General features: G+C 64.8%; 26 protein-coding genes. 10 read left to right on the top strand and 16 right to left on the bottom strand.

The genetic code is table 11. The features are described 5' to 3' along the window. Nucleotides 1–24: 24 nt before the first annotated feature. From CH249_RS26055 to CH249_RS26045, 3 genes are read right to left on the bottom strand one after another with little or no spacing between them, the layout of a single operon-like run. On the bottom strand, nucleotides 25–687 hold the full coding sequence (locus CH249_RS26055) for a response regulator transcription factor (RefSeq protein WP_032397466.1): 663 nt from the start codon (nucleotides 685–687) through the stop codon (nucleotides 25–27). After that, nucleotides 672–2,141 carry a cell wall metabolism sensor histidine kinase WalK gene (locus CH249_RS26050; RefSeq protein WP_094683125.1) on the bottom strand — a complete coding sequence of 490 codons (1,470 nt, stop codon included), beginning with the start codon at nucleotides 2,139–2,141 and terminating at the stop codon, nucleotides 672–674. The genes CH249_RS26055 and CH249_RS26050 overlap by 16 nt, the downstream gene beginning before the upstream one ends. A 24-nt stretch (nucleotides 2,142–2,165) precedes the next feature. After that, nucleotides 2,166–2,486, bottom strand: a complete 321-nt coding sequence (locus CH249_RS26045) for a hypothetical protein (RefSeq protein ID WP_052050084.1) — start codon at nucleotides 2,484–2,486, stop codon at nucleotides 2,166–2,168. Between the two features lie 213 nt (nucleotides 2,487–2,699). Here CH249_RS26045 and CH249_RS26040 point away from each other — a divergent pair, with 213 nt between their 5' ends. The 4 genes from CH249_RS26040 to CH249_RS26025 all read left to right on the top strand — a co-directional run bounded on the left by CH249_RS26040 (nucleotide 2,700) and on the right by CH249_RS26025 (nucleotide 6,879). Further along, complete coding sequence (locus tag CH249_RS26040) at nucleotides 2,700–3,704, top strand: substrate-binding domain-containing protein (protein ID WP_032397465.1); 1,005 nt, start codon at nucleotides 2,700–2,702, stop codon at nucleotides 3,702–3,704. 29 nt (nucleotides 3,705–3,733) lie between these two features. Further along, on the top strand, nucleotides 3,734–4,792 hold the full coding sequence (locus CH249_RS26035) for an ABC transporter permease (protein WP_094645344.1): 1,059 nt from the start codon (nucleotides 3,734–3,736) through the stop codon (nucleotides 4,790–4,792). 2 nt (nucleotides 4,793–4,794) lie between these two features. After that, nucleotides 4,795–5,577 (top strand): ATP-binding cassette domain-containing protein, encoded by a 783-nt coding sequence (locus CH249_RS26030; protein ID WP_094645459.1) that lies wholly within the window; start codon nucleotides 4,795–4,797, stop codon nucleotides 5,575–5,577. A 96-nt stretch (nucleotides 5,578–5,673) separates the two neighbouring features. Then, the gene (locus CH249_RS26025) at nucleotides 5,674–6,879 is read left to right on the top strand and encodes an acyl-CoA dehydrogenase family protein (RefSeq protein ID WP_094683112.1); all 1,206 of its coding nucleotides are present in this window, start codon (nucleotides 5,674–5,676) and stop codon (nucleotides 6,877–6,879) included. Between the two features lie 62 nt (nucleotides 6,880–6,941). Here CH249_RS26025 and CH249_RS26020 read toward each other — a convergent pair whose 3' ends face one another. From CH249_RS26020 to sdhC, 4 genes are read right to left on the bottom strand one after another with little or no spacing between them, the layout of a single operon-like run. Next, nucleotides 6,942–7,724 (bottom strand): succinate dehydrogenase iron-sulfur subunit, encoded by a 783-nt coding sequence (locus CH249_RS26020; protein WP_008718029.1) that lies wholly within the window; start codon nucleotides 7,722–7,724, stop codon nucleotides 6,942–6,944. Between the two features lies 1 nt (nucleotide 7,725). Continuing rightward, nucleotides 7,726–9,477, bottom strand: a complete 1,752-nt coding sequence (gene sdhA, locus CH249_RS26015; protein WP_032397463.1) for a succinate dehydrogenase flavoprotein subunit — start codon at nucleotides 9,475–9,477, stop codon at nucleotides 7,726–7,728. 16 nt (nucleotides 9,478–9,493) lie between these two features. Continuing rightward, nucleotides 9,494–9,946: a succinate dehydrogenase hydrophobic membrane anchor subunit gene (locus tag CH249_RS26010; protein WP_032397462.1), complete on the bottom strand. Its 453-nt coding sequence runs from the start codon at nucleotides 9,944–9,946 to the stop codon at nucleotides 9,494–9,496. Further along, on the bottom strand, nucleotides 9,946–10,356 hold the full coding sequence (sdhC, locus tag CH249_RS26005; protein WP_082073728.1) for a succinate dehydrogenase, cytochrome b556 subunit: 411 nt from the start codon (nucleotides 10,354–10,356) through the stop codon (nucleotides 9,946–9,948). The genes CH249_RS26010 and sdhC overlap by 1 nt, the downstream gene beginning before the upstream one ends. 265 nt (nucleotides 10,357–10,621) lie before the next feature. Here sdhC and CH249_RS26000 point away from each other — a divergent pair, with 265 nt between their 5' ends. Next, complete coding sequence (locus CH249_RS26000; protein ID WP_032398212.1) at nucleotides 10,622–11,035, top strand: cytidine deaminase; 414 nt, start codon at nucleotides 10,622–10,624, stop codon at nucleotides 11,033–11,035. Then, the gene (locus CH249_RS25995; protein ID WP_094630136.1) at nucleotides 11,028–12,311 is read left to right on the top strand and encodes a thymidine phosphorylase; all 1,284 of its coding nucleotides are present in this window, start codon (nucleotides 11,028–11,030) and stop codon (nucleotides 12,309–12,311) included. The genes CH249_RS26000 and CH249_RS25995 overlap by 8 nt, the downstream gene beginning before the upstream one ends. 9 nt (nucleotides 12,312–12,320) lie before the next feature. On the opposite strand, the gene CH249_RS25990 is transcribed toward CH249_RS25995, so the two are convergent. Together CH249_RS25990 and CH249_RS25985 are read right to left on the bottom strand one after the other, a co-directional pair. After that, the gene (locus tag CH249_RS25990; RefSeq protein WP_032397460.1) at nucleotides 12,321–13,688 is read right to left on the bottom strand and encodes an aspartate aminotransferase family protein; all 1,368 of its coding nucleotides are present in this window, start codon (nucleotides 13,686–13,688) and stop codon (nucleotides 12,321–12,323) included. Beyond that, on the bottom strand, nucleotides 13,685–14,149 hold the full coding sequence (locus CH249_RS25985; RefSeq protein ID WP_094683111.1) for an Lrp/AsnC family transcriptional regulator: 465 nt from the start codon (nucleotides 14,147–14,149) through the stop codon (nucleotides 13,685–13,687). The genes CH249_RS25990 and CH249_RS25985 overlap by 4 nt, the downstream gene beginning before the upstream one ends. A gap of 143 nt (nucleotides 14,150–14,292) precedes the next feature. Here CH249_RS25985 and CH249_RS25980 point away from each other — a divergent pair, with 143 nt between their 5' ends. Both CH249_RS25980 and CH249_RS25975 read left to right on the top strand, forming a co-directional pair. Next, nucleotides 14,293–15,798 (top strand): gamma-aminobutyraldehyde dehydrogenase, encoded by a 1,506-nt coding sequence (locus CH249_RS25980; RefSeq protein WP_094683110.1) that lies wholly within the window; start codon nucleotides 14,293–14,295, stop codon nucleotides 15,796–15,798. Beyond that, nucleotides 15,795–17,216, top strand: a complete 1,422-nt coding sequence (locus tag CH249_RS25975) for an FAD-binding oxidoreductase (RefSeq protein ID WP_094630139.1) — start codon at nucleotides 15,795–15,797, stop codon at nucleotides 17,214–17,216. Before CH249_RS25980 ends, CH249_RS25975 begins: the two co-directional genes overlap by 4 nt. A gap of 75 nt (nucleotides 17,217–17,291) precedes the next feature. Here the strand turns inward: CH249_RS25975 and CH249_RS25970 are convergent, their stop codons facing one another. Both CH249_RS25970 and CH249_RS25965 read right to left on the bottom strand, forming a co-directional pair. Further along, a complete protein-coding gene (locus CH249_RS25970; protein ID WP_094683109.1) occupies nucleotides 17,292–18,146 on the bottom strand; it encodes a universal stress protein in 855 nt (284 codons plus the stop codon). 20 nt (nucleotides 18,147–18,166) lie between these two features. Beyond that, nucleotides 18,167–19,669 (bottom strand): APC family permease, encoded by a 1,503-nt coding sequence (locus tag CH249_RS25965; protein ID WP_094628530.1) that lies wholly within the window; start codon nucleotides 19,667–19,669, stop codon nucleotides 18,167–18,169. Nucleotides 19,670–19,915: 246 nt separating this feature from the next. Here CH249_RS25965 and CH249_RS25960 point away from each other — a divergent pair, with 246 nt between their 5' ends. Next, complete coding sequence (locus CH249_RS25960; protein ID WP_045200020.1) at nucleotides 19,916–21,040, top strand: adenosine deaminase; 1,125 nt, start codon at nucleotides 19,916–19,918, stop codon at nucleotides 21,038–21,040. A gap of 21 nt (nucleotides 21,041–21,061) precedes the next feature. Here the strand turns inward: CH249_RS25960 and CH249_RS25955 are convergent, their stop codons facing one another. The 3 genes from CH249_RS25955 to CH249_RS25950 are packed head-to-tail and all read right to left on the bottom strand — an operon-like array spanning nucleotide 21,062 to nucleotide 22,995. After that, a complete protein-coding gene (locus tag CH249_RS25955; protein WP_179273185.1) occupies nucleotides 21,062–22,330 on the bottom strand; it encodes a primosomal protein in 1,269 nt (422 codons plus the stop codon). Nucleotides 22,331–22,345: 15 nt separating this feature from the next. Continuing rightward, nucleotides 22,346–22,660 (bottom strand): YbaB/EbfC family nucleoid-associated protein, encoded by a 315-nt coding sequence (locus CH249_RS28155; RefSeq protein ID WP_045195821.1) that lies wholly within the window; start codon nucleotides 22,658–22,660, stop codon nucleotides 22,346–22,348. After that, nucleotides 22,657–22,995 carry a hypothetical protein gene (locus tag CH249_RS25950; protein WP_032397453.1) on the bottom strand — a complete coding sequence of 113 codons (339 nt, stop codon included), beginning with the start codon at nucleotides 22,993–22,995 and terminating at the stop codon, nucleotides 22,657–22,659. Before CH249_RS25950 ends, CH249_RS28155 begins: the two co-directional genes overlap by 4 nt. Before the next feature lie 136 nt (nucleotides 22,996–23,131). On the opposite strand from CH249_RS25950, the gene CH249_RS25945 reads away from it, so the two are divergent. Then, nucleotides 23,132–24,532, top strand: coding sequence for a recombinase family protein (locus CH249_RS25945; RefSeq protein ID WP_094699185.1), 1,401 nt, complete (start codon nucleotides 23,132–23,134; stop codon nucleotides 24,530–24,532). Here the strand turns inward: CH249_RS25945 and CH249_RS25940 are convergent. Continuing rightward, nucleotides 24,495–24,722, bottom strand: a complete 228-nt coding sequence (locus tag CH249_RS25940; RefSeq protein WP_306436901.1) for a DUF3263 domain-containing protein — start codon at nucleotides 24,720–24,722, stop codon at nucleotides 24,495–24,497. The genes CH249_RS25945 and CH249_RS25940 overlap by 38 nt on opposite strands. Beyond that, complete coding sequence (locus CH249_RS28580) at nucleotides 24,719–24,979, bottom strand: hypothetical protein (RefSeq protein WP_256988483.1); 261 nt, start codon at nucleotides 24,977–24,979, stop codon at nucleotides 24,719–24,721. The genes CH249_RS25940 and CH249_RS28580 overlap by 4 nt, the downstream gene beginning before the upstream one ends. Nucleotides 24,980–25,152: the final 173 nt, after the last annotated feature.

Genomic DNA, 25,152 nt, shown 5'->3' with positions numbered 1-25,152 from the left:
GGCGTCGGCACCGGCCGACGCCACTCATGTCTCGGACAGTCGGTATCCCATGCCGCGGACGGTCTCGATTCGTGCGGCACCGAATTTCGCTCGGAGGTAGCGGACGTAGACGTCGACGACATTCGATCCAGGGTCGAAGTCGTAGCCCCACACCTGCGACAGGAGTTGCTCTCGTGAGAGGACCTGTCCGGGGTGGCGCATGAAGGTTTCGGCCAGGGCGAACTCGCGGGCGGACAGGTCGACGGTGCGGTCTCCCACCACGGCCCGCCGGGTACGCAGGTCGAGGGTGAGGTCGGCGACCGCGAGCTGAGTGGTGTCGACGGTTCGTTTGGTGCCCAGGCGAACTCGGATGCGCGCCAGCAGTTCCTCGAATCGGAACGGCTTCGCCATGTAGTCGTCGGCACCGGTCTCGAGACCGGACACCACGTCCTGGACGCTGTCGCGTGCGGTCAACACGATCACCGGTATCTCGCACTGCTCTCCGCGCAGTCGCTGCAGTACCTCGAAACCGTCCATGATCGGCAGGCCGATGTCGAGTACCACCAGATCGAAGTCACCGCTGCGGGCGTGTTCGTACGCGGACCTGCCGTCGGAGACCGTCGTCGTGCTGAAACCGCTCGCCCTGAGCCCCTTGTGGACGAACGAAGCGATCCGGGGTTCGTCTTCGGCGATCAGGATGCGGGCCATGGTCGATCCTTCTGTGGGGGAGGGGAATCGGGCAGGGGAATCGTGATGGTGAACGTGGCCCCGTGCCCCGGAGCGCTGCCGACACTGACTCGCCCACGGTGGGCCTGTGCGATGGCGGTGACGATGGACAATCCGAGCCCCGCACCCTCGGTGCGTCTGGTTCCGTTGCGGCCGCGGGCGAAGCGCTCGAAGATTCGTTCCTGCTCGTCACGCTCGATTCCCGGGCCGGAGTCGGTGACCCAGAAGCGGATGTCACCGTCGGACAGTTGCGATCCGATGCCGACACGACCGCCGGGGATCGTGTGGTGAGTTGCGTTGTCCGCCAACGCCAGCAGTGCCTGGGTCAGTCGTTGCGCATCCAGCGGCGCGTGGACCGTTGCGCTCGCCTCCAGCGCCCATTCCCGGTCGGCGAGGGTGGTCACCTTCTCGAACACGCTTCGAGTGAGGGCGTCGACATCGGTGTCCACCGGCGTGACGAAGCTCGTCTGGTCGGCCCGGGTGAGCAACAACAGGTCGGCGACGAGTCGATTCATCCGATCGAGTTCGTCGTCGACGAGCGCGACGGTATCTCGAACGTCGGCGGGGTCCCCGTGGTCGAGCACGTCGAGATGACCTCGAACGATGGTGATGGGAGTGCGGAGCTCGTGGCCGGCGTCGTCGAGGAATCGGCGCTGACTCGCCGCGCCGGACTCGATGCGGTCGAGCATCGAGTTCAGGGTGTCGATCAGGTCTGCGATGTCGTCGCCTGGACCCGTCGTTCTGGCGTCGGTGATTCGGCCGGACAGGTCGGTCTCGGTGATCGTTCTGGCGGTGGCGGCGATGTGTCTGATCGGCGACATGATGCGGCCCGCGACGAACCATGCCCCTACTGCGGCCAGCACCGAGGTGACGCCACCGACGACGAGCATCAGGGTCGCGGTCTCGTCGGCCGAGGCGCGTTCCTGATCGGCGAAGTAGGCGGCGACCACGACGCCCGGCACCGGGTCGCCCGCCAGCGAGACCGGCACCGCGAGGTACACCAATTCGCCTGCCGCGCTCGAATACGAACCCTCGACCGGTGCGGTGACGGAGCCGACCTCGGCGGTGAAGCCGGTGTCGTCGGACAGTCGCACCGGTGCCTGCTGCCTGCTCTGTACGGCGAACGCACCGTCCACGTAACCCAGGAACTTCTCGTTGGGGCGGGCGAGGTTGTAGGTGATCACCACGCGGAGAACGTCGTTGATGTCGTCGAACGGTGCGCCGGTTCCCGGATCGACGCCTGCGTCGGTGAGGGTGGTGAACTCGGCGATCTCGGTGCGCAGAGATTCGCGCATGCGATTGTCGGTCGCGCGGATCATCAGCAGCCAGGTGGTGACGGTGACGGCCGCGAGAGATGCCAGCACCAACAGCAGTACCCACGAGAAGATCCTGCTCCGAGCGCTCGTCGGGCGCAGGGCGAGCAGTCGCGTCCGCATCACGTGGTCGGTCTCGCAGCAGGGTCAGTCGTCGTCATCGTCATCCCAATCGTCGTCGAAGTCATCGTCCCAGTCGGCAGGCGGCAGCGGCGGTGGGGGCACGAATCCGTCCGGTGCCACCGGCTGTGGCGCGGGGGTGGGGGCGCTACTGGGCGCGGCGCCGCCCGGTCCCGGTGCAGGGGGAACGGACCCCGGAGTACCCGGGGCGGATTGCACGGGTGCAGCGGGTGCAACGATGGGTGCGGGCAACGGGCTCTGCTCGCCCGTCGATCGAGTCGTCAGCACTGCTGCGACGAGCACGGCGAGGGTGAGCAGTCCCAGGGCCGAGACGATGATGGTTCGCACACGGACGAGTCTGATGACGGCGGATTGTGGCCACGTGAATCGGAGATGAGAGTTCTCTCATGTCCGAGGTCCGGTGCTGCGCACACCGGTTTCGTCGCCTGACGAATAATCGTCGAAGATGCGTGGCGGGTACCGATCGTTTCTTACAGTGATCAGGTCGGCGGGGTGGATTCGTCGGTCGTTCGAGAGCCGGTTGTTGGAAAGGGAAGTGCAATGAGGTTTCGGCAAAGGCGCGGGCCGATCGCGATCGGAGCGGTCTGTGCGGTCGCGGCTCTGACCGTCGCTGCCTGTTCGAGCACCGGCGGTGCTCCTCGCTCCTCCGACGACGGAAACAACGCGGGCGTGGCCGACACGCCGTCGGCAACGATCGCGATGATCACGCACGAGGTTCCCGGCGACACGTTCTGGGATCTGGTGCGCAAAGGTGCCGAGGCCGCCGCGGCCAAGGACAACATCGAACTGCGCTACTCGGCAGATCCGGAGGCACCCAACCAGGCCAACCTCGTCCAGAGCGCGATCGATTCCCGGGTCGACGGCATCGCGGTCACCCTGGCCAAGCCCGACGCGATGGCCCCCTCGGTCGAGACGGCAACCGCTGCAGGCATTCCGGTGGTCGCATTCAATTCCGGTTACGACTCCTGGAAGAACATGGGAGTGCAGCAGTACTTCGGTCAGGACGAGACCATCGCCGGACAGGCTGCAGGGGCTCGCCTCACCGAGGACGGTGCACGAAAGACCCTGTGCATCATTCAAGAGCAGGGTGCCGTGGCACTCGAGGCTCGCTGCGCCGGGGTCAGGCAGGGCTTCACCGGTGGCACCACCGAGATCCTGAACGTCAACAGCAAGGACATGCCGTCCGTCGAGTCGACCATCACGGCCAAGCTGCAGCAGGACCCGAGCATCGACCACGTCATCGCGCTGGCCGCTCCGATCGCTCTGACGGCCGTGCAGTCCAAGAACAATGCGGGCAGCGACGCCACGATCGTCACGTTCGACACCAATGCCGCACTCGTCGATGCGATCGAGTCGGGCGACGTGGCGTGGGCCATCGATCAGCAGCCGTACCTGCAGGGTTACCTGGCGATCGACTCGCTGTGGCTCTACCTCAACAACGGCAACACCATCGGTGGCGGTACCCCGGTGCTGACCGGTCCCGCGTTCATCGATACGACCAATATCGGCGCGGTCGCCGAGTACGCCCGAAACGGCACACGCTGAGTGCGTCGCCTCGGCGCGGAAGGAATCTCATGTCCACACAGGCCGATCCGGCTCTGTCCGAACACACCGTGACAGCGGACGAGCGGGTCAAGAAGCAGAAGCCGTTGCAGCGGTTGCTGATTCGCCCGGAGGTCGGGGCGCTGTTCGGCGCGGTCGCCATCTTCGTCTTCTTCTGCATCGTGGCACCGCCGTTTCGGTCGCCCGAGGCTCTGGCCACCGTGCTGTACGCGTCCTCGACCATCGGCATCATGGCGATCGGTGTCTCACTGTTGATGATCGGCGGTGAATTCGACCTCTCCACCGGGGTTGCGGTGACGTTCTCCTCGATCATGGCCTCCATGCTGGCCTACAACCTGCATCTGAACGTCTGGACCGGCTCGGCGCTGGCGCTGGTGCTGGCACTGGCGGTCGGGTTCTTCAACGGATACCTGGTGATGACGACCAGAATTCCGTCGTTCCTGATCACACTGGCGTCGTTCCTGATGCTCACCGGCATCAATCTCGCCGTCACCAAGCTCGTCACCGGCCAGGTCGCCACTCCGTCCATCTCGGACATGGAGGGATTCGACTCGGCCAGGGCGGTCTTCTCGTCCTCGTTTTCGCTGCTGGGGGTCTCGGTCCGCATCACCGTCGTCTGGTGGATCGTGTTCACCCTCGCCGCGACCTGGGTGCTGATGAAGACCCGTACCGGTAACTGGATCTTCGCTGTCGGCGGCAACCAGGAATCGGCCCGTGCGGTCGGTGTCCCGGTCACTCGGGTCAAGATCGGCTTGTTCATGTTCGTCGGATTCTGCGCCTGGTTCGTCGGCATGCACCTGTTGTTCGCCTTCGACACCGTTCAGTCCGGTCAGGGCGTGGGCAACGAGTTCCTCTACATCATCGCCGCCGTGATCGGCGGATGCCTGCTCACCGGTGGATACGGCACGGCCGTCGGTGCGTTCATCGGAGCGTTCATCTTCGGCATGACCAACCAGGGCATCGTCTATGCAGGCTGGAACCCTGACTGGTTCAAGTTCTTCCTCGGCGCGATGCTGCTGTTCGCAGTGATCGCGAACAGCTCCTTCCGCAACTACGCGGCGAAAAGGTGACCATGACGTCCTCGGACAACACGCCCCTCATCGAACTGAAGGGCGTGGGCAAGAGCTACGGCAACATCATCGCGCTGCGCGGGATAGACCTCCGCGTCGGTGCCGGTGAGGTCACCTGCGTCCTCGGTGACAACGGCGCAGGCAAGTCCACTCTGATCAAGATCATGTCCGGGCTGCACAAGCAGTCGGAGGGGGAACTGCTCGTCGACGGCACCGCAACCACGTTCGGCTCGCCCAAGCAGGCAGTCGACCAGGGCATCGCCACGGTCTACCAGGACCTCGCCGTCGTCTCCCTGATGCCGGTGTGGCGCAACTTCTTTCTCGGTCAGGAGCTGCGCAGGGGCAAGGTCGTCAAGACCCTCGACACCAACGCGATGCGCGCGAGAACCATCGACGAACTCCGCAAGATGGGTATCGATCTGCCCGATGTCGATGCCCCCATCGGCTCACTGTCCGGTGGCCAACGTCAGTGCGTGGCCATCGCTCGGGCCATCTTCTTCGGTGCCCGAGTACTCATTCTCGACGAGCCGACCGCCGCTCTCGGCGTCAAACAGTCCGGCATGGTTCTCCGGTACATCTCGGCGGCCAGGGAGAAAGGCTTCGGCGTCGTGTTCATCACTCACAATCCGCATCACGCGTACATGGTCGGAGATCACTTCGTCCTCCTCGATCGTGGACGTCAGACGTTGGACTGTGCGCACGAGGACATCTCGCTCGACGACCTCACCACAGAGATGGCGGGCGGCGACGAACTGGCGACCCTCTCCGACGAACTACGTCGCTGACATCTCGGGGCGGCGGTTGCATGCGTGAGAATCGGGCGCGGCGGGTAGAAGTTCGGTAGCGGTGCCCGACGGAGGCACCAGACGAAGGAGCCGAACATGAGCGAGCACGAGCCCCTCGGACCACTGTCGCCGGACTTTCTCGAATCCGATTTCTACGGGTACCAGAGCATGCTCGACGACACCGAGACCGAGGTGGTCCTGCGTACCCGCCGGTTCCTGCAGGACGACGTCGCGCCGCGGGCGAACGAATTCTGGGAGAAGGCCACCTCTCCGGTGCACCTGATGCCGAAGATCGCCGAACTCGAGATCGCCGGTCTAGGCTACGCGTTCGATGATCGCAAGGCCTCACGCAAGCTGCTCACCGGCTGGCTCGAAATGGAGTTCGCCCGGGTCGATCCGTCCACGGGAACGATGTTCAGCGTGCACAGTTCGCTGGCGATGAGCAGTATCTCGATTCTCGGGTCCGAGGAGCAGCGCGAACGATGGTTGCCCGCCATGCGCCGAATGGAGAAGATCGGCGCGTTCGGACTGTCCGAACCGCACGGTGGCTCCGACGTCGCAGGCGGACTCGAGACCACAGCTCGCCTCGACGGTGATCACTGGATCCTCAACGGCAGCAAGCGCTGGATCGGCAACGCGACCTTCGCAGACCTGACCATCGTGTTCGCCAAGGACGAGGCCGACGGTGAGGTCAAGGGTTTCGTCGTCGAGCAGGGATTCGAGGGGTTCCGGGCCGAGAAGATCGAGGGCAAGTACTCGCTCCGCGCGGTCGAGAACGCGGACATCCATCTGGAGAACTGCAGAGTCCCGGTCGCCAACAAGCTGGCCGACGCCAACTCGTTCGCCGATACCGCGAAGGTGCTCCGTCTGACCCGCGGAGGAGTGGCGTTCCAGGCGGTGGGCGTGATGATGGGCGCGTACGAGCGGGCCGTGGCCTATGCGCGCGAACGCGAACAGTTCGGATCCCCGATCGCGTCGTTCCAGCTGATCTCCGACCTGATCGCCCGCATGACGGCGAACATCACCGCCTCGCTCGGCATGGCGATCCGTGTCTCTCAGTTGCAGGGCAACGGCGTCCACCACGACGAGCATGCGGCGCTGGCCAAGACGTTCTGTACGACGCGGCTGCGCGAGGTCGTCGGCTGGGCCCGAGAGATTCTGGGCGGCAACGGAATTCTCATCGAGCACGACGTCATCAGGTTCTTCGCCGACGCCGAGGCCCTGTACTCCTACGAGGGAACCGCGCAGATCAACAACCTGATCGTCGGCCGCGGAGTAACGGGCTTCGGCGCGTTCGTCTGACCGACGAACGCCGAACGCCCCTTCGCGTGTGCGAAGGGGCGCTCGGCGTCGGTGCGAGACGGTCAGCGTGCGAAGAGCAACGCGCGCTTGACTTCCTGGATGGCCTTGGTCACCTGAATGCCGCGAGGGCACGCGTCGGTGCAGTTGAAGGTGGTGCGGCAGCGCCACACACCCTCGACGTCGTTGAGGATGTCCAGACGCTCGGTTGCACCCTCGTCACGGCTGTCGAAGATGAACCGGTGCGCGTTGACGATGGCGGCCGGACCGAAGTAGCTGCCATCGCTCCAGAACACGGGGCACGAGGTGGTGCAGCACGCGCACAGGATGCACTTGGTGGTGTCGTCGAACCGGGCGCGGTCCGCTGCGGACTGGATCCGCTCACGGGTCGGCTCGTTACCCGTCGTCATCAGGAACGGCTTCACGGCGCGGAAGGCGTCGAAGAAGGGTTCCATGTCGACGATGAGGTCCTTCTCCACCGGCAGACCCTTGATGGGCTCGATGGTGATGTTCAGCGTCTTCGACGAGTCCTTGGGGAGCATGTCGCGCATGAGCACCTTGCAGGCGAGACGGTTGACACCGTTGATACGCATCGCGTCGCTGCCGCAGACTCCGTGTGCGCACGAGCGACGGAACGTGAGCGTGCCGTCCAGGTAGCCCTTCACGTACAGCAGCAGGTTGAGCAGACGGTCGGTGGCCAGGGTGGGGACCTGGAAGGTGTCCCAGCGCTGACCGTCACCGCTCTCGGGATTGAAGCGCGCGATCTTGAGGTTGACCATCACCGCGCCCTCGGGGACGGGCGGCAGATCGGACTCGTTGGACTTCTTGTCCAGGGTGGGTGCGCTCATATCAGTACTTCCGCTCCATCGGCTCGTAGCGGGTTTGGATTACCGGCTTGTAATCCAAGCGGATCTCGGTGAGCAGACCTTCGCCCTCTTTGTAGGCCATGGTGTGCTTCATGTACTCGGCGTCGTTGCGCTCGGGGTAGTCCTCGCGAGCGTGTCCGCCGCGCGATTCCTTGCGGTTGAGTGCGCCGACGACCGTGACCTCCGCCATTTCGAGCAGGAAGCCGAGTTCGATGGCCTCGAGCAGGTCGCTGTTGTAGCGCTTGCCCTTGTCCTCGACGGTGATCTTGTTGTACCGCTCCTTGAGGGCGCGGACATCCTTGAGCGCCGTCTCGAGACGCTCTTCCGTACGGAACACCGATGCGTTGTTGTCCATCGACTGCTGCATCTCGGTACGGATGTCGGCTGCGCGCTCGTGGCCGTGATCGGACAGGATCAGCTCCAGCCAGTCCTGCACCATCTTCGCCGGCTCCTCGGGGAGCGGGGTGAAGTCGACCGAGTTCGCGTACTCGGCGGCGGCGATGCCGGCACGACGCCCGAAGACGTTGATGTCGAGCAGCGAGTTGGTGCCGAGACGGTTGGCTCCGTGCACGGAGACGCAAGCGCACTCGCCGGCCGCGTATAGACCGGGAACGATGTCCTCGTTGTTGCGCAGAACCTCGCCGCGGATCTTGGTGGGGATGCCACCCATGACGTAGTGGCACGTCGGGTAGACGGGCACCGGCTCCTTGACGGGGTCGACACCGAGGTACGTGCGGGAGAACTCCATGATGTCCGGGAGCTTCTCGTCGAGAACTTCCTCGGGGATGTGCGTGACGTCGATGTAGACGTAATCCTTGTTCGGGCCGCCGCCGCGTCCTTCGAGCACCTCGAGCACCATCGAGCGCGCGACGATGTCGCGGGGCGCGAGGTCCTTGATGGTCGGTGCGTAGCGCTCCATGAAGCGTTCGCCCGACTCGTTTCGCAGGATGCCGCCCTCGCCTCGTACGGCCTCGGAGATGAGGATGCCCAGGCCTGCGAGACCTGTCGGGTGGAACTGGTGGAATTCCATGTCCTCCAAGGGAAGACCCTTGCGGAACACGATGCTCATGCCGTCACCGGTGAGGGTGTGGGCATTGGAGGTGGTCTTGTAGATCCGGCCCGAGCCGCCGGTGGCGAAGATGATCGACTTCGCGTGGAAGATGTGCAGCTCACCGGTGGAGAGCTCGTAGGCGATGATGCCGGTTGCGACGGGACCGTCGTCGGTCTCGGTCAGACACAGATCCAGTGCGTAGAACTCGTTGTAGAACTCGACGTCGTGCTTGACGCAGTTCTGGTAGAGCGTCTGCAGAATCATGTGGCCGGTGCGGTCGGCTGCGTAGCACGCACGACGGACCGGAGCCTTGCCGTGGTCACGGGTGTGACCGCCGAAGCGTCGCTGATCGATCTTGCCCTCGGGCGTCCGGTTGAACGGAAGACCCATCTTCTCGAGGTCGAGGACTGCGTCGATGGCTTCCTTGGCCATGATCTCCACCGCGTCCTGGTCGGCGAGGTAGTCGCCGCCCTTGACGGTGTCGAACGTGTGCCACTCCCAGTTGTCTTCCTCGACATTGGCCAGTGCGGCACACATGCCGCCCTGAGCTGCGCCGGTGTGCGAGCGCGTGGGGTAGAGCTTGGTCAGTACGGCTGTCCGAGCACGGGGTCCGGCCTCGATCGCAGCACGCATACCGGCACCGCCTGCGCCGACGATCAGTACGTCGTAACGATGTTCCTGCATGTAAGCGTCAGTGTCCTTAGCTCGCCGTGATGTTGGGATCGAACGTGAAGATGACGTAGGTGCCGACGCCCATGATGAGGATCATCGACAGCACCAGCAGCGTGGTCAGCCAGAAACGCGTCGAGTCCTTGCGGGAGTAGTCCGCGATGATCGTGCGCAGGCCGTTGCCGCCGTGCAGCTGCGCCAGCCACAGCATCGTCAGGTCCCAGAATTGCCAGAACGGGCTGGCCCAGCGACCGGCGACGAATGCGAAGTTGATGCGGTGCACACCGTCGTCGAGCATGAGCATGATGAACATGTGGCCCAGGACGAGCACGACGAGTGCCAGGCCGGAGAAGCGCATGAACAGCCATGCGTAGAGCTCGAAGTTGCCCTTGCTCTGGCGCCGCGGCGAACGCGGGTTGGCCAAGCTGGCCGGACGGTCGTAGTTCGTGCCGAGGACCTTCGCCTCGGGACCCTGCGTCGACATCAGTGACCACCCGCCGTGAACATGTTGTAGAAGATTCGTCCCGCGCCGGGGATCATGACGACGAGCCAGACCACTGCGATCGCCCACAGCATGGGCTTCTGGTACTGCGGTCCCTTGGACCAGAAGTCGATCAACATCACGCGGATGCCGTTCAACGCGTGGTACAGCACAGCCGCGACGAGGCCGATCTCCATCAGGCCGACGAGCGGGGTCTTGTAGGTCTCGATGATGGCGTCGTACGTCTCGGGGTTGACCCGAACCATCGCCGTGTCGAGGACGTGGACGAACAAGAAGAAGAACGTCAACACGCCAGTGATGCGGTGCAGAACCCAGGACCACATGCCCGGATCCCCGCGGTACAGAGACCGCTTGCGCTCCTTGACCGGAGCGACTTCCGTCGTGCTACTCATCGAGTGCAATGCCTCCAACGTCGTTGGTGGACGCATCGAGCCCCGGTGGCCGGTCTTGCCTGGCTCGATTTGTCGCGATTCGGCCCTAGTGCTGGTTGTACTAGCCGCTTACTCGAAACTGTAAACCCATTCGAAACACGGAACTAATTCGACTCGAGGTTCGTACGCTGCCGAAATCCGGTGTTAGGTTTGCCTTCCCAATTGCCGCAGCCACTTTCGGCCGGATCTCTGCATCAATTCAGACACCGTGATTGGATGGTTCACCATGAACGAAATCGACTGGAAGACGTTGCGCGACAATGCTCATGAGGCAATGAGCCGTGCCTACGCCCCGTACTCGAACTTTCCGGTCGGAGCCGCAGCTCTGGTGGACGACAATCGGATAGTCACCGGGTGCAATGTGGAAAATGTCTCATACGGTTTGGGGCTGTGTGCGGAGTGCGGGTTGGTCTCGAACCTGCACACGACCGGCGGCGGCAGACTCGTGGCCTTTTCGTGCTGCGATTCCCGACGTGAAATTCTGATGCCGTGCGGGCGATGCCGACAGCTGCTGTACGAGTTCGGCGGCCCGGATCTGCTCGTCGACACCGTCTCGGGACCGGCTCGACTGGCAGAGTTGCTCCCGAATGCTTTCGGCCCCGACAACCTCGACGAAGGACGCGTGAACAACCATGCCTGACGCCGTATCGATCATCAGCGCCAAACGCGACGGGCGGGTTCTCGACGACGAACAGATCGAATGGGTGATCGCGGAGTTCACCCGCGGATCCGTCGCGCCGGAACAGATGTCGGCTCTCGCGATGGCCGTTCTGTGGCGCGGACTGTCGCGTCGCGAGCTCGGTACGTGGACGAACGCGATGATCGCGTCGGGCACACGAATGGACTTCTCGACGCTGCCGCTGCCCACCGTCGACAAACATTCGACCGGTGGTGTCGGAGACAAGATCACGCTGCCGCTGGCTCCGCTCGTCGCCGCCTGCGGGGCCGCTGTGCCGCAGCTGTCCGGTCGAGGACTGGGCCATACCGGCGGAACGCTCGACAAGCTCGAGTCGATCCCCGGATGGCGGGCGGATTTGAGCGGTGACGAGATGCATCGCATCCTCGCCGATCCGGCGATCGGTGCTGTCGTGTGCGCTGCCGGTGCCGATCTGGCCCCCGCCGACAAGAAGCTCTACGCCCTACGAGACGTGACAGGAACGGTCGAATCGATCCCGTTGATCGCCAGTTCGATCATGAGCAAGAAGATCGCCGAGGGCACCGGGGCGCTCGTGTTGGACGTCAAGGTGGGTGCAGGCGCGTTCATGAAGAACGTCGACGACGCACGCGAACTCGCGACCGCGATGGTCGAGCTCGGAACCGACGCGGGCGTACGAACTCTGGCGGTGCTGACCGCGATGGACACCCCGCTCGGGCTCACCGCGGGCAACGCGCTGGAAGTTGAGGAATCGGTGGAGGTACTCGCCGGAGGTGGGCCGGCCGACATCGTCGAGCTGACGATCACGCTTGCCCGCACGATGCTCGCCGCGGCCGGGATCGAGGGCATCGATCCCGCCGACAAACTCGCCGACGGTTCGGCCATGGATCGGTGGCGAACGATGATCGCCGCGCAGGGCGGCGATCCCGATGCCGCACTACCCGTCGCCCGCGAGAGCCAGGACTTCACCGCCGCCACCGACGGTGTCGTCACCGGATTGGACGCGATGGGCGTCGGACTGGCGGCGTGGCGGCTGGGCGCGGGCCGCGAGCGACAGGGTGAGCCGGTGCAGGCCGCCGCCGGTGTCCGATTGCACGCCAAGCCCGGCGATCGGGTGCGGGCAGGAGATCGGCTGGCGACGCTGTACACCGACACTCCCGAGCGCTTCGAGTATGCGCAGCAGGCACTCGAATCCAGCTGGGAGATAGGGGCCACGGCCCCGCAGCCGAGGCCCCTCGTGATCGACCGCATCGGCCGGTAGCAGCCTCCGTCAGATCAGGTTCCCTGCCTCGGTCAGAACGCTGCGCAGGATCTGCTCCATCTCGTCGAACTCCTTCTGACCGCAGATCAGTGGCGGAGCCAGCTGCACCACCGGGTCGCCGCGGTCGTCGGCGCGGCAGTACAGGCCTGCGTCGAACAAGGCCGTCGACAGGAAGCCGCGAAGGATGCGTTCGGCTTCGGCGTCGCTGAACGTCTCCTTCGTGGTCTTGTCCTTGACCAACTCGATGCCGTAGAAGAACCCCTCGCCGCGCACGTCTCCGACGATCGGCAGGTCGTGCAGTTTCTCGAGCGTCGCACGGAACGCCGGTGCACTGTCCGCGACGTGCGCGTTGATGCCCTCGCGCTCGAAGATGTCGAGATTGGCCATGGCCACGGCGGCGGAGACGGGGTGGCCGCCGAAGGTGTACCCGTGCGCGAAGCTCGATTTGCCGTCGTCGAACGGCTCGAAGAGCTTGTCGGAGGCGATCATTGCGCCGATGGGTGAGTATCCCGAGGTCATACCCTTCGCGCAGGTGATGATGTCCGGCACGTAGCCGAAGTCGCTGCAGGCGAACATCGACCCGATCCGGCCGAAAGCGCAGATGACTTCGTCGGAGACGAGCAGAACGTCGTACCGGTCGCAGATCTCACGGACCCGCTCGAAGTATCCGGGCGGGGGAGGGAAGCAGCCGCCGGCGTTCTGAACCGGCTCGAGGAACACCGCGGCAACCGTATCCGGGCCCTCGAATTCGATGGCCTCGGCGATCCGGTCCGCTGCCCAGATTCCGAACGCCTTGGGATCGGTGTCCAGGGGAGCGGGGGCGCGGTAGATGTTGGTGTTGGGCACTCGGAACGCGCCCGGTGTCAGCGGCTCGAACGGTTCCTTGAGCGCAGGGATCCCGGTGATGGCCAGCGCGCCCTGCGGGGTGCCGTGGTACGCGATGGACCGCGAGATCACCTTGTGCTTACCGGGCTTGCCGACCTTCTTGAAGTACTGCTTGGCGAGCTTCCACGCGCTCTCGACGGCCTCGCCGCCGCCGGTGGTGAAGAAGACGCGATTCAGATCGCCGGGGGCGTACCCGGCGAGCCGCTCGGCGAGCTCGATCGCAGGTTCGGTCACGTACGACCACAGGGGGAAGAACGCCAACTCCTTGGCCTGCTTCGCGGCAGCCTCGGCCAGTTCCTCCCGGCCGTGCCCCACCTGCACCACGAACAGCCCCGAAAGACCGTCGATGTAGCTCTTGCCGTTCGAGTCCCAGATGGTCGACCCTTCGCCGCGGGTGATGATCGGGGGAGTGACCCCTGCGCCGTGGCGGGTGAAGTGGCCCCACAGATGCTTGGCTGCGGAGGCGTCGAGCTCGGATGTCGTTCGCGTCATCGTGTTCCCCAATTGTATTGCTGCTTGACGAGTTTGAGATAGACCAGCGTTTCGGTGCTGGTGACACCGTCCAGACTGCGGATCTGTTTGTTCAGGATCTGCAGGAGTTGTTCGTCGTCCTCGCACACCACTTCCGCGACGACGTCGAACGACCCTGCGGTGAGGACGACGTAGTCGATCGCGTCGATCGCCGACAGTTCCTCGGACAGTGCGTAACTGTCGCCGGTGCACCTGATGCCGATCATGGCCTGGCGCTTGAATCCGACCTGTACCGGATCGGTCACCGCGACGATCTGCATGACACCGGAGTCCGTCAGGCGCTGAACTCGTTGGCGGACAGCCGCTTCCGAGAGTCCGACGGCTTTGCCGATGGCAGCGTACGAGCGACGCCCGTCCTCCTGGAGTTGCTCGATGATCGCCTTGGAGACGTCGTCGAGTGCGATGGGTGGTTGCTCGGGCATGGATCGATCTTGTCACTGTGGTGGCCGTGAACACAACCCGTCGACGATGAAAAGCGTGTCATTTCTCGATCGATACGACAGAATCCGTTGTCGAAAGGCCAGAAACAGAGAGAATCCGTGGATCTGACGGTACTGTCGCAGGCATGGCGAACATTCCTGGTTGTTGGATCGGTGGACGCTCGGCGGACGGTAGCGGTGATCGGTACGAGATCGACGATCCCGCGACCGGAGCGGTCGTCGCCGAGGTGGGTCTGGCCACCGCCGCCGACGTCGATTCGGCTCTCGCGCATGCCCGATCGGCCTTTCCCGCATGGTCCACCGCCACCCCCGCGCACCGCAGTGCCGTGTTGACGGAACTGGCGCGGCTCGTGGCCGCCGACGCGGAGAACTTCGTGTCCGAGGAAGTGGCGCAGACCGGCAAATCGTCAAGACTGGCAAGGGAATTCGACGTTCCGGGCAGCGTCGACAACATCGAGTTCTTCGCCGGAGCGGCGCGGCACCTGGACGGCAAGGCTGCTGCGGAGTACTCGGGTGAGCACACCTCCGCCATCCGTCGTGATGCCGTCGGAGTGGTCGGTTCGATCACGCCGTGGAACTATCCGCTGCAGATGGCGGTGTGGAAAGCGATGCCTGCGTTGGCGGCCGGATGCTCCATCGTGCTCAAACCCAGTGAACTCACCCCGCTGACCACGTTGCGGCTGGCGCGCCTGGCCACCGAAGCAGGCGTTCCCGACGGGGTGTTCAACGTGGTCACCGGAACCGGTCTCGACGCAGGCGTCGCGCTGTCCTCCCACGCGGGTCTGGACCTGATGACGTTCACCGGCTCCACTCCCGTCGGCAGGCGCGTGATGGCGCAGGCCGCCGCGCACGGCACCCGCGTGCAGCTCGAGCTCGGCGGCAAGGCACCGCTGGTGGTGTTCGAGGACGCAGATCTCGACGCAGCCATCCACGGAGCCGTCGCGGGATCGTTGATCAACGGCGGCCAGGACTGCACGGCAGCCACCCGCGCCATCGTCGCCGAATCCCTTTACGACGACTTCGTCGCCGGAGTCGCCGAGTTGATGGGACGCGTCGTGATGGGAGACCCGACCGATCCGGCGACCGACATGGGATCGTTGATCTCCCTCGCGCACCGCGATCGTGTTGCCGCCATGGTGGATCGGGCTCGCGCCACCGGAGCCAGGATCGTCACCGGAGGCCGTGTGCCGGAGGGCCCGGGTGCGTTCTACCCGCCGACCCTGATCGCCGATGTCGGCGAGCAGGACGAGATCTATCGCGACGAGGTGTTCGGCCCGGTGCTCACGGTGACGAAGCATCACGGAGACGACGATGCGATCCGACGCGCCAACGACACCGAGTTCGGACTGGCCGCCTCCGCCTGGACCAGGGACGTGTACCGCGCGGGCCGAGCGACGCGGGAGATCGCCGTCGGCTGTGTGTGGATCAACGACCACATCCCGATCATCAGCGAGATGCCACACGGCGGGTTCGGGGCCTCGGGGTTCGGGAAGGACATGTCGAGCTACTCTCTCGACGAGTATCTGACCGTCAAGCACGTCATGACCGATATCACCGGTGTGGCTCGAAAGGCCTGGCACCGAACGGTGTTCGCTTCGGCCCATCCCGAGGCGCAGGGGGATGCCCGATGAGCGCGTCATGGGCAACCGCCCCCACCGACCGCGGCGTGGCGATGGTGGCGGGCGCGGCACCGGAGTCCTACTGGCTCGACCGTCCCGAACGCCCGGCACCACGGCCACGGCATACGGGTTCGGCAGCCGCGGATCTGGTGATCGTCGGCGGCGGGTTCACCGGATTGTGGGCGGCTCTGCAGGCGGCGGAGGAGAATCCGAACCGGTCGATCGTCCTGCTCGAAGGCGATCGAATCGCCGAGGGCGCAACGGGACGCAACGGCGGCTTCTGCGCGGCCAGCCTGACGCACGGACTGAGCAACGGACTCGACCGCTACGCCGACGAACTACCCGAGCTGCTGCGCATGGGCACCGAGACGCTCGATGCGATCTGCGCGACTGCCGAGAAGTACGGAATCGACGCCGACATCGAACGCACCGGCGAGCTCGACATCGCCAATTTCGACTGGCAGGTGGACGACCTGCGGGAGCTCGGCGACGAGGGGAGACGACTGTCGCAGCCGATGGAATACCTCGATGCCGCGGCAGTGCGGTCCAGAATCGCCTCACCCATGGCGCGCGGCGCACTGTTCGACCCCGACGTCGCGATGATAGATCCCGCCAAACTCGCGTGGGGCCTGGCCGACGCGGCCGAGTCGCTCGGCGTTCGGATTCACGAGAACACCAGGGCTCTGTCGATCGGCAAGTCCGGCAACGGTATTCGAGTGAAGACGGGATACGGCACCATCGAGGCCGCCAAGGTTCTGCTCGCCACCTCGGCATCGAAGTCGTTGCGTCGCAAGCTCCGTCACTGGATCGTCCCGGTGTGGGATTACGTGATCATGACCGAACCGCTGACGTCTGCGCAGCTCGCCGACATCGGCTGGTCCGGTCGCGAAGGCTTGGCCGACTGCGGCAACAGATTCCATTACTTCCGGTTGACGGCGGACGATCGCATCCTGTTCGGCGGGTGGGACGCGCACTACTTCTACGGTAGCGACACCGACCCACGCCGAACCCAACATCCCGAAGAGTTCGCATTGCTCGCCGAACACCTGCTGCAGATGTTCCCCGGCCTCGAAGGAATCCGTGCCACCCATGCCTGGGGCGGGTCGATCGACACGTGCTCGCGGTTCAGCGCCTTCTGGGACCTCGGACTGAACGGACGGGTGGCCTCGGTGGCCGGATTCACCGGCCTCGGCGTCGGCGCGTCGCACTTCGGGGCCCGCACCGCCCTCGATCTGCTGGACGGCAAGGACACCGAACGAACACGACTGAAGATGGTGCGCAGCAAGCCTCTGCCGTTCCCACCCGAGCCCATCAGATCCATCGGAATCAACGTCACCCGCGCCGAGTTCGCCCGAGCCGACCGCAACGGCGGCAAGCGCGGCCTGTGGCTCAAGGGAATGGACGCGCTGGGTCTGGGCTTCGACAGCTGACAGAGCGGCTTCGCCGCATGTGCACGGAAACTCGACCTCTGCTACGAATTACCGCTCACATGCGGCGCAGCCGCTCTACTCGTGCGGGACGACGACCACCGGCACCGGGGCGGCCCGCAGAATCTTCGCTGCGCTCGAACCGAGGAACACCCGCTTGGGAGTCGCCAGTCGACTCGAGCCGAGGAACAGCACATCGCCCGGCTTCCAGTCGAGGTTGCCCATCGCCTCGTCCAGCGTCGACCCGTCGGCGACGACGGACTGCAGGCCGTCGATATCGGGGAGAGCGCGAACCGCCCGATCGAGATTGTCCTCCGCGGCGGCAACCTGTCGTCGTCGGGTGTCCAGTGACGTCTCGTCGCTCGGAGCCCCGGTCGGTTCGAGCGAGACCAGCGACACCAAGCGCACCGGCACGTGCGCCGCGCTGGCAAGGGTGATGGCGAAGGGCAGCGGATTCGGGGCAGAGGCCCGAGTGGGGACGGCGACGGTCAGGTCGGTGATCGGAGCGCTGGAGAGCCGGTAACCCCGAGGGGCAAGGGCCAGCGGTACCTCCGACGCATGCAGCAGTTGACTGGCGACCGACCCGATCGAGTGCCGGTTCAACAGACCGTCACCGGCACCGCCGACGACGATCATGTCGGCATCGGTGTTCACCGCGAAGTCGATCAGGGCACGGGCGAACGACTCGTGGGTGAGCACGTGCGTGGTCACCTCGATGCCCGACGGCACCTGGGCGGCCGCGTCGTCCACCCAGCCTCGCGCCTTGGCCTCGAGAACCTTTCGGTACGGTCCGCTGCCCTCCATGACGGGTTCGTCCACGGCCATGACCAGCACGATGTCGATGGAGGCATCGAGGGCACGGGCGAGGGCGGTGGCCAGGGCTACGCCGTCGTCTCCGCTGGGGGTGGCGAGGTAGCCGACGGTGATCTTCATGAGCTCGGTGTCCTTCTCTGCTAGTAAGTGTCCGGAACCTTGACTTCGGTGGACGCGGTGAGTGTCTTGCCCTGGAAGAAGTCCCTGTTGCCCACGAAGCACAAGAGCATGAGCGGAATTCCGAGTACCAGCATGCCGACGCCGAGAACGAACACTCCGCCGATCGGACCGTAGACGGTGTAACCGTAGTCGGGCTTGATCATGTCGACCGCGCTCTGGACGAACGCCCATGTCATCGACAATCCGCCGAGAAGTGGAAAGATGCCGCGCATGAACAGGTTTCGGACGGACGAGAACAGGGTCCGACGGAAATACCAGGTGCACGCGTACGCGGTGATGCCGTAGTAGAACGCGACGGCCAGTCCCAGCGAAGCCACCGAATCCTGCAGCGCGTTGGCGCTGACGAAGGTCAGCACCAGGTAGAACATCAGGGCCGCGGCCCCCATCACGAGCGTGCCGAAGCCGGGCGTCATGTACTTGGGGTGCACGCTGGCGAACCGCTTGGGAATCGCCTCGTACACGGCCATCGACAGTGTTCCGCGGGCCGTGGGCAGGATGGTCGTCTGCGTCGAGGACAGTGCCGAGATGGAGACCGTCAACAGCAGCAGCGACGCCACGATCGAGCCGGCGACCGGATCGCCGAGAATGGTGAGCACATCGTCGACGTTGTCCGGATTGTTCAGGCCGATTCCGGTGTCGCCGAACCCGGCGAACGACTGCACGGCGTATCCGACCAGCACGTACGTCGCGACGAGAATCAGTGTGGTGATCACTGCGGCCCGGCCCGGGGTCTTCTCCGAATCCTTGGTTTCCTCGCCGACGGCCAGGCACGCATCCCATCCCCAGTAGATGAAGATGCACAGAATGATGGCCTGGGCCGCGTCGGACATCGTCACCCCGGTGGGGACCAACCAACTCCACTCAGGGGTGATGGCCTGTGGTCCCGCGGTGCCCGTGCCCACCTTGACCAATGCCGTCACCGACACTCCGATGAGCACACCGAACTGCACGACGAGCAGCACGTTCTGCATCCGTTCGCTGATGAGGATGCCGCGAAAACTGACGTAGGTCATCGAGACGATGAAGAACGAACCGAGGGCGACCTTGGCCGCGGTCGACTCCGCCAGGTCCGACAGGCCGAGGAACTCGAACAGGTAGATGGCGGCGATCTCGGCAACGTTGGCGAGCACGATGATCGCCGAGACCGCCAGCCCCCATCCCGCCATCCAGCCCACCCACGGGCCGAACGCCTTGGTACCCCAGGTGAACGACGTTCCGCAGTCCGGGGTGTCGCGTCCCAGCTCTCGGTAGGCGAAGGCCGTGAGCAACATCGGGACGAATGCGATGAGGAACATGGACGGCGCTTTGTCGCCGACGGCCAGAACGACGTAGCCGAGGGTGGCGGCCAGACTGTATGCCGGAGCCACCGCCGACAGCCCGATGACGATGTTGCCGACCAACCCGAGAGCGCCGGTGTTGAGTCCTTTACCCGGAAGGGTGTTCGGCGGTTCCACAGTGGACATAGGTCTCTCCGAAGTTCGAGTCGACCGAGCACGTCGGAGGGGGGACCCGACAGAATCGGCCGCGTGTGTGGGATGAACACTACGATTTCCGTCGCCGATTCGCTGTGTATCGACGGAATTGTTTTCATCGGAGTAACACTGCAACGGAATAGGTCGCGCAAGCGGCGAGGTTCGCCGAAATCCGTGGACTCGCCGATGGGCTTCGGCGGACGCGCGTGCGCGAGGGCCGCACGCTACCGTCGTCACATGAGCACCGCGGAGAACACTCAGTCCTCGATCGGTGGCAGTGCGCCACTCGATCTCGCGTCGATCAGGACCGCTCCCAAGGCGTTGCTGCACGATCACCTCGACGGCGGACTCCGCCCGCAGACCGTGTTGGAGCTGGCCGAGGAATGTGGTTACGACGATCTTCCCGCCACCGACGGTGCAGCATTGGGCGAGTGGTTCCGCGACGCCGCGGACAGCGGCTCCCTCGTGCGGTATCTCGAGACGTTCGCGCACACCGTCGCCGTGATGCAGACCCCCGAAGGGCTGTTCCGAGTGGCGCGCGAATGTGCCGAGGATCTTGCCGACGACGGGGTCGTGTACGCCGAGGTGCGCTTCGCTCCGGAACAGCACCTCGAGCGTGGCCTGACTCTCGACGAGGTCGTCACCCACACTCTCGCCGGTTTCGAGGCGGGTATTTCCGCCGCCAAGGTGCGCGGCAAGAACATCACGATCGGCACCTTGCTCACTGCCATGCGGCATGCGGCGCGTTCGCGGGAGATCGCCGAACTGACGGTTCGCTTCCGCGACCGCGGCGTCGTCGGCTTCGACATCGCCGGTGCCGAAGCGGGCTTTCCTCCCAGCCGCCACCTCGACGCCTTCGAGTACATGCGAGCGAGCAACGCGCACTTCACCATTCACGCGGGGGAGGCGTTCGGTCTGCCGTCGATCCAGGAAGCAGTGGCGTTCTGCGGCACCGACAGGCTCGGTCACGGAGTACGAATCACCGACGACATCACCACCGGTGACGACGGCACACCGCAACTCGGTCTGCTGGCCGCCTACGTCCGCGACACCAGAATGCCCCTGGAGCTGTGCCCCAGCTCCAACGTCCAGACCGGTGCCGTCGAATCGTTGGCGACGCACCCGTTCGATCTGCTGGCCCGAGCGCGATTCCGGGTCACCGTCAACACCGACAACCGGTTGATGAGCGATACCTCGATGAGTCGCGAGATGGCCAAGCTGGTCGAGACCTTCGGCTACGGCTGGAGCGATCTCGAGAGATTCACCATCAACGCGATGAAGTCGGCGTTCCTGCCGTTCGACGAGCGGCTGGCCCTCATCGACGACGTCATCAAGCCCGGTTACGCAGTGCTCATCGGCTGATGCCGCGGACCGAGCCGGCTGCTACTTCTTGCGCAGCCGGCTCTCGAACTCACGCTCGAGTACGCGCCACGCCTCGGCCTCGACGTCGAACGGTGCGCTCGGGGCGAGCCGATCGGGGCTGGGTTCGAGGGTGTACGAGACGTACCAGCCCAGCGGCGTGGACGTGGCGAGAGCCTCGTCCACGGAGTCGTCGCCGGCGAAATCGGCTGCGTCGGTGAACAACTCGACAGCGAGGTCGAGTTGGTCGACGTCGACTGCAGTGGGGCCTTCGGCGAGGTCGTCGGCCAGACCTGGCAGCACGTACACGTTGTCGTCGGTGACGGTGATGTCGAGGGATCCGTCGATGGCCGCGGTCTGAACGTCGGAGTAGGTACTGACCTGCGCCAGGTCGTGATCGTGGTCGTCGGCGAGATACCGGGCCAGCGACCGCTCGGAACCGAAGACGCTGATGGCTCCGCCGCGACCGAGGAACACCGGCTTGTCACCGAGGTAGCACCGCAGGGTGTACAGGGTGTCGTCCGAGGTGATGATGCGAATCGGGTCGATGCCCACGGTGGTCCAGAAGGTCTCCTCGGCGGCCGCCGCGGCGATCGGATCACGGTCCACCTCGGCAGAGTCGTCTTCGTCGTCGTCGTCGTCCGAATCGGAGTCGATGTCGTCCGTGACGTCGTCGGCGTCGACGGCGTTCTCCGCCGCGGCGGTGATCTCGGCTTCCGCTACGGCAACAGCAGCGGAGTCGACAGCGGGGGAGGTGACGATGGAGTCGACTGCGTCGAGCACGTCGTCCCAGTGCTTGGCGACAGCCGCTCCGATGCGGTCCCAGAGTTCTCCGCCCTCGCGACCGAGGAAGTTCTCGACGCCTCCGCCGACGGCCCCGACGAATGGGTTGGAGCCGAAAAAGCTTGTGACGGGGCGCAATTCGCAGACATCGCCGATGGAGGAGACGATATCGAAGGTGGCCTGCAGTTCGGCGAGAACGTCGGCCTCGGGGTCGGAGGCCACCAGCTCCGGTACCGCCACCAGATCGAAGCGGTGCAGATCGTCGGGCTCGAGTTCGTGTGCGGCGAGTGCGGAGACCACCTTCCACGACGGATGGTCGACCAGATCGTTGTCGTCGTCGGATCTGACGAATGCCGCGAGCTCTGCGACGCTCGAGAAGCCGTACAGGTCTTCCTCGTGTCCGAGAAATGCCTCCCACTCGTCGTCGCCTTCTCGCCACTCCGGTGCCCACAGCGTCGAGAAGTCACCTGCGGTGAGACCGAGTTCGATCGGGATGATGTCTCCAGCCATGGCGCGAAGCCTATCTCAGGAGTCTGTGAACGAACCCCGCAGACTTTGCAGGATCGTCTCGCGCTGCTCGAGCGCCGCAGCGGCGGCCTCTGCGGCCGCTGCGGTGATCGTCGACGCGAGTGCGTGGGCGGCAACCGATCCGAGGTTCTCGGCGAGCTCGAGCTCGACCAGGGCTCCGGATCCGTCGGCGACGACAGTGACCAGGTTGTCCGGCGAGGTGAGTCGAATCCTGATGCGGTCCAGGCGCTCGTGCGTTTCGCGGAGCGCATCGAGCCGGTCCTGGGCGCTGCCGACCAGAGTGTCGAGGTCGGTGGTGCGGGCGTGGGTCATACCTGCTTCAACCAACTCGTGGGTGCGGAGTCCTCTGCGAGATTCTCGTTCGCCTCGGCAGCGACTCGGGCCAGGGTGGGCAGACCGAGGCGATCGAGAACCTCGGTGGGAACGCCGTCCTCGGCGAGAAGCGTGCGGCGCCGAGCGCGGGCAGCCGCGCTCGCCCGTTCGCAGTGCTGGAGAATCGTCGACGCCAATGCGCCTCCGCCGTAGCGCAGTTCGCGCTCGTCGATGACGATTCCGATCGGCAGTCCGTGCTCGGTGGCACGCACCGTCACCGATCCCGATCGAGTACCCGACACCGCGCTGACGACGGTGGTATCCGAGTCCGTCATCGTCTGACCCCTCATTCGGTCGGACGGTAGAAGCCCTTGAAGCCCATACCGCTGTTGGTCGTTCTGATCGGTCCCACCTGCACGGGGTCGCCGGCCTCGCCAAATAGTGTCTGGGGGTGCCGATAGCTTGTGCCCTATGAGGGCGATCATTTACACCCGCGTCAGCTCGGATAGCAGCGGCCGAGCCAAGTCAGTCCGCGATCAAGAGCGGGAGTGCCGAGCTGTGTGCGACCGCGAAGGGTGGACGGTGGCGGAGGTGCTCACCGATAACGACATCGGGGCATCGCGGTGGTCGACGAAGCGTAGACCGGCATACCGACAACTCGCGGACAGTCTCCAACGCGGTGACGTTCTAGTCGTGTGGGAGGCGTCTCGCGCCCAACGTGACCTTGCGGCGTACGTGACACTGCGGGACCTGTGCGCGGATCGTGGAGTTCTTTGGTGTGTCTCTGGCAGAGTCTACGACCTTTCGCAGGGGGACGACCGGTTCGGTACCGGCCTGGATGCTCTACTGGCAGAGCGTGAAGCCGAGATGATTCGAGAGCGCGTTCTGCGAGGTAAGCGTGCGGCAGCTCGTGACGGGCGCAACGGGGGTCGTCTGCCGTATGGCTATCGGCGGCAGTTCGACCCGGACAGTGGCCGGACGACATGTTGGACGCACGATCCGGCCACAGCGCCCATCGTGCGGGAGATCGTCAGCCGATTCCTGGGCGGCGAATCCTTGTGGGCCGTCGCCCGGGATCTGACAGCCCGGTCGGTGCCGCCACCCAATGAGGGTGTGCCCTGGAAGGCTCAGCGGATCCGCACGATGATCTCCACTCCCACATATGCCGGATTGCTGGTGCATCAGGGCAAGGTGGTCGGCACTGGAAACTGGGATCCTCTGATCACGAAGGAGGAGCACGATCGGATTGTCGAGACGTTGGCAGATCCGACCCGGGTGACATATCGGGGTAGCGATGTGAAGCACCTCCTCTCTGGGATCGCCAAGTGTGGGGTGTGCGGGGAAGGGATGCGGTACTTCCACCCGAAGTCGTCGAAGTCACCGAGGTACGTGTGCAGCGCGAAGAGCTGTGTCGTGCGTCGAGCGGACTTGGTCGAGGACTACGTCGAGGTATCGATGATCGAATTGCTCGAGCGCAAGGAGCTTGAGTTCGATGAGGGCGAGGCCGCGAGGCTGAGTGCTGAGATCGCTCGTCAGAGGCAGCGGTTGGAGATGTTCGTTCAACAACTGGCTGATGAGCAGATCACGCCGGATGCTTTCCAGCGGATCGACAAGGCGATCCACCGGAAGATCGCCGACGCCGCCCAGGAGTTAAAGGCGGTCGCCCCATCGCCGCTGACGTCTCGACTGGCGGGTAGCGACGCCGCTGCCCGGTGGAAGGACTTGAGCATTATCGACCAACGTCAAGCAGTGCGCGAGCACCTAGCGGTGACTATCCTCCCGTCGACCGTGGGGACTCGCAGGTTCACGATCGACGACATCAGGCTCGAGGCAATCAAGACGCTCGACGTGCGGCCTGCCGCGAGCTCCTGATTCGCAGTAGTCGCTTTACCAAGACCGGCTCGGCTGCGAGAGCATCTGGTCGATCCAGGATGGCGTTCAAAAGCTGGTAGTAACGCACCGCAGAGAGTCCGAGTTGCTCGCGGATGTCGGCTTCCTTGTTTCCTGCCGCCGAATACCAACGGCGCTCGAACTGCAGGATCTCTGCCTGTTGTGGTGTCACGGCTGTCTCCTCTCTAGTTCTTCGTCGATGAATGCGCGCTCGTCGTCGGTGAGATTGCGGACGCGGGTGAGCAGGGTGGGTAGGTCGACCCATAGTTCCTCGGCCGCCTCGTCGTCGATGCGGTTGCGGTTCCATGCAATGACGTCGATCAGTGCGTCGAGTTCGATCAGTCGCTCGGCGGTGATCCGATCGACGGTCTCTTCTTCGCGCATCGCGAGTCGCAGATCGGCCGGCACCGGGCCGCGTTCGACGTGCACGATCTCGTGAGTGAGGGTGCAGCGCCGCTCGCGTTGGTTTGAGCGCCGGTTGATCTCGATCCCGTCGGACGTCCACTTTCCAAGGCACCCGGAACCCCCGTCTGGATACGCGACGTGGACGTGCGGATGCTCGTCTCGGAGGTGCCTCCAGGGGTGCCATGTCATATACACAC

This window comes from Rhodococcus sp. 05-2255-3B1, assembly GCF_002258545.1.
Taxonomy (GTDB): domain Bacteria; phylum Actinomycetota; class Actinomycetes; order Mycobacteriales; family Mycobacteriaceae; genus Rhodococcoides.
The sequence above is the reverse complement of the archived record's forward strand: the minus strand, read 5'-3'. Positions and strand labels throughout refer to the sequence as shown.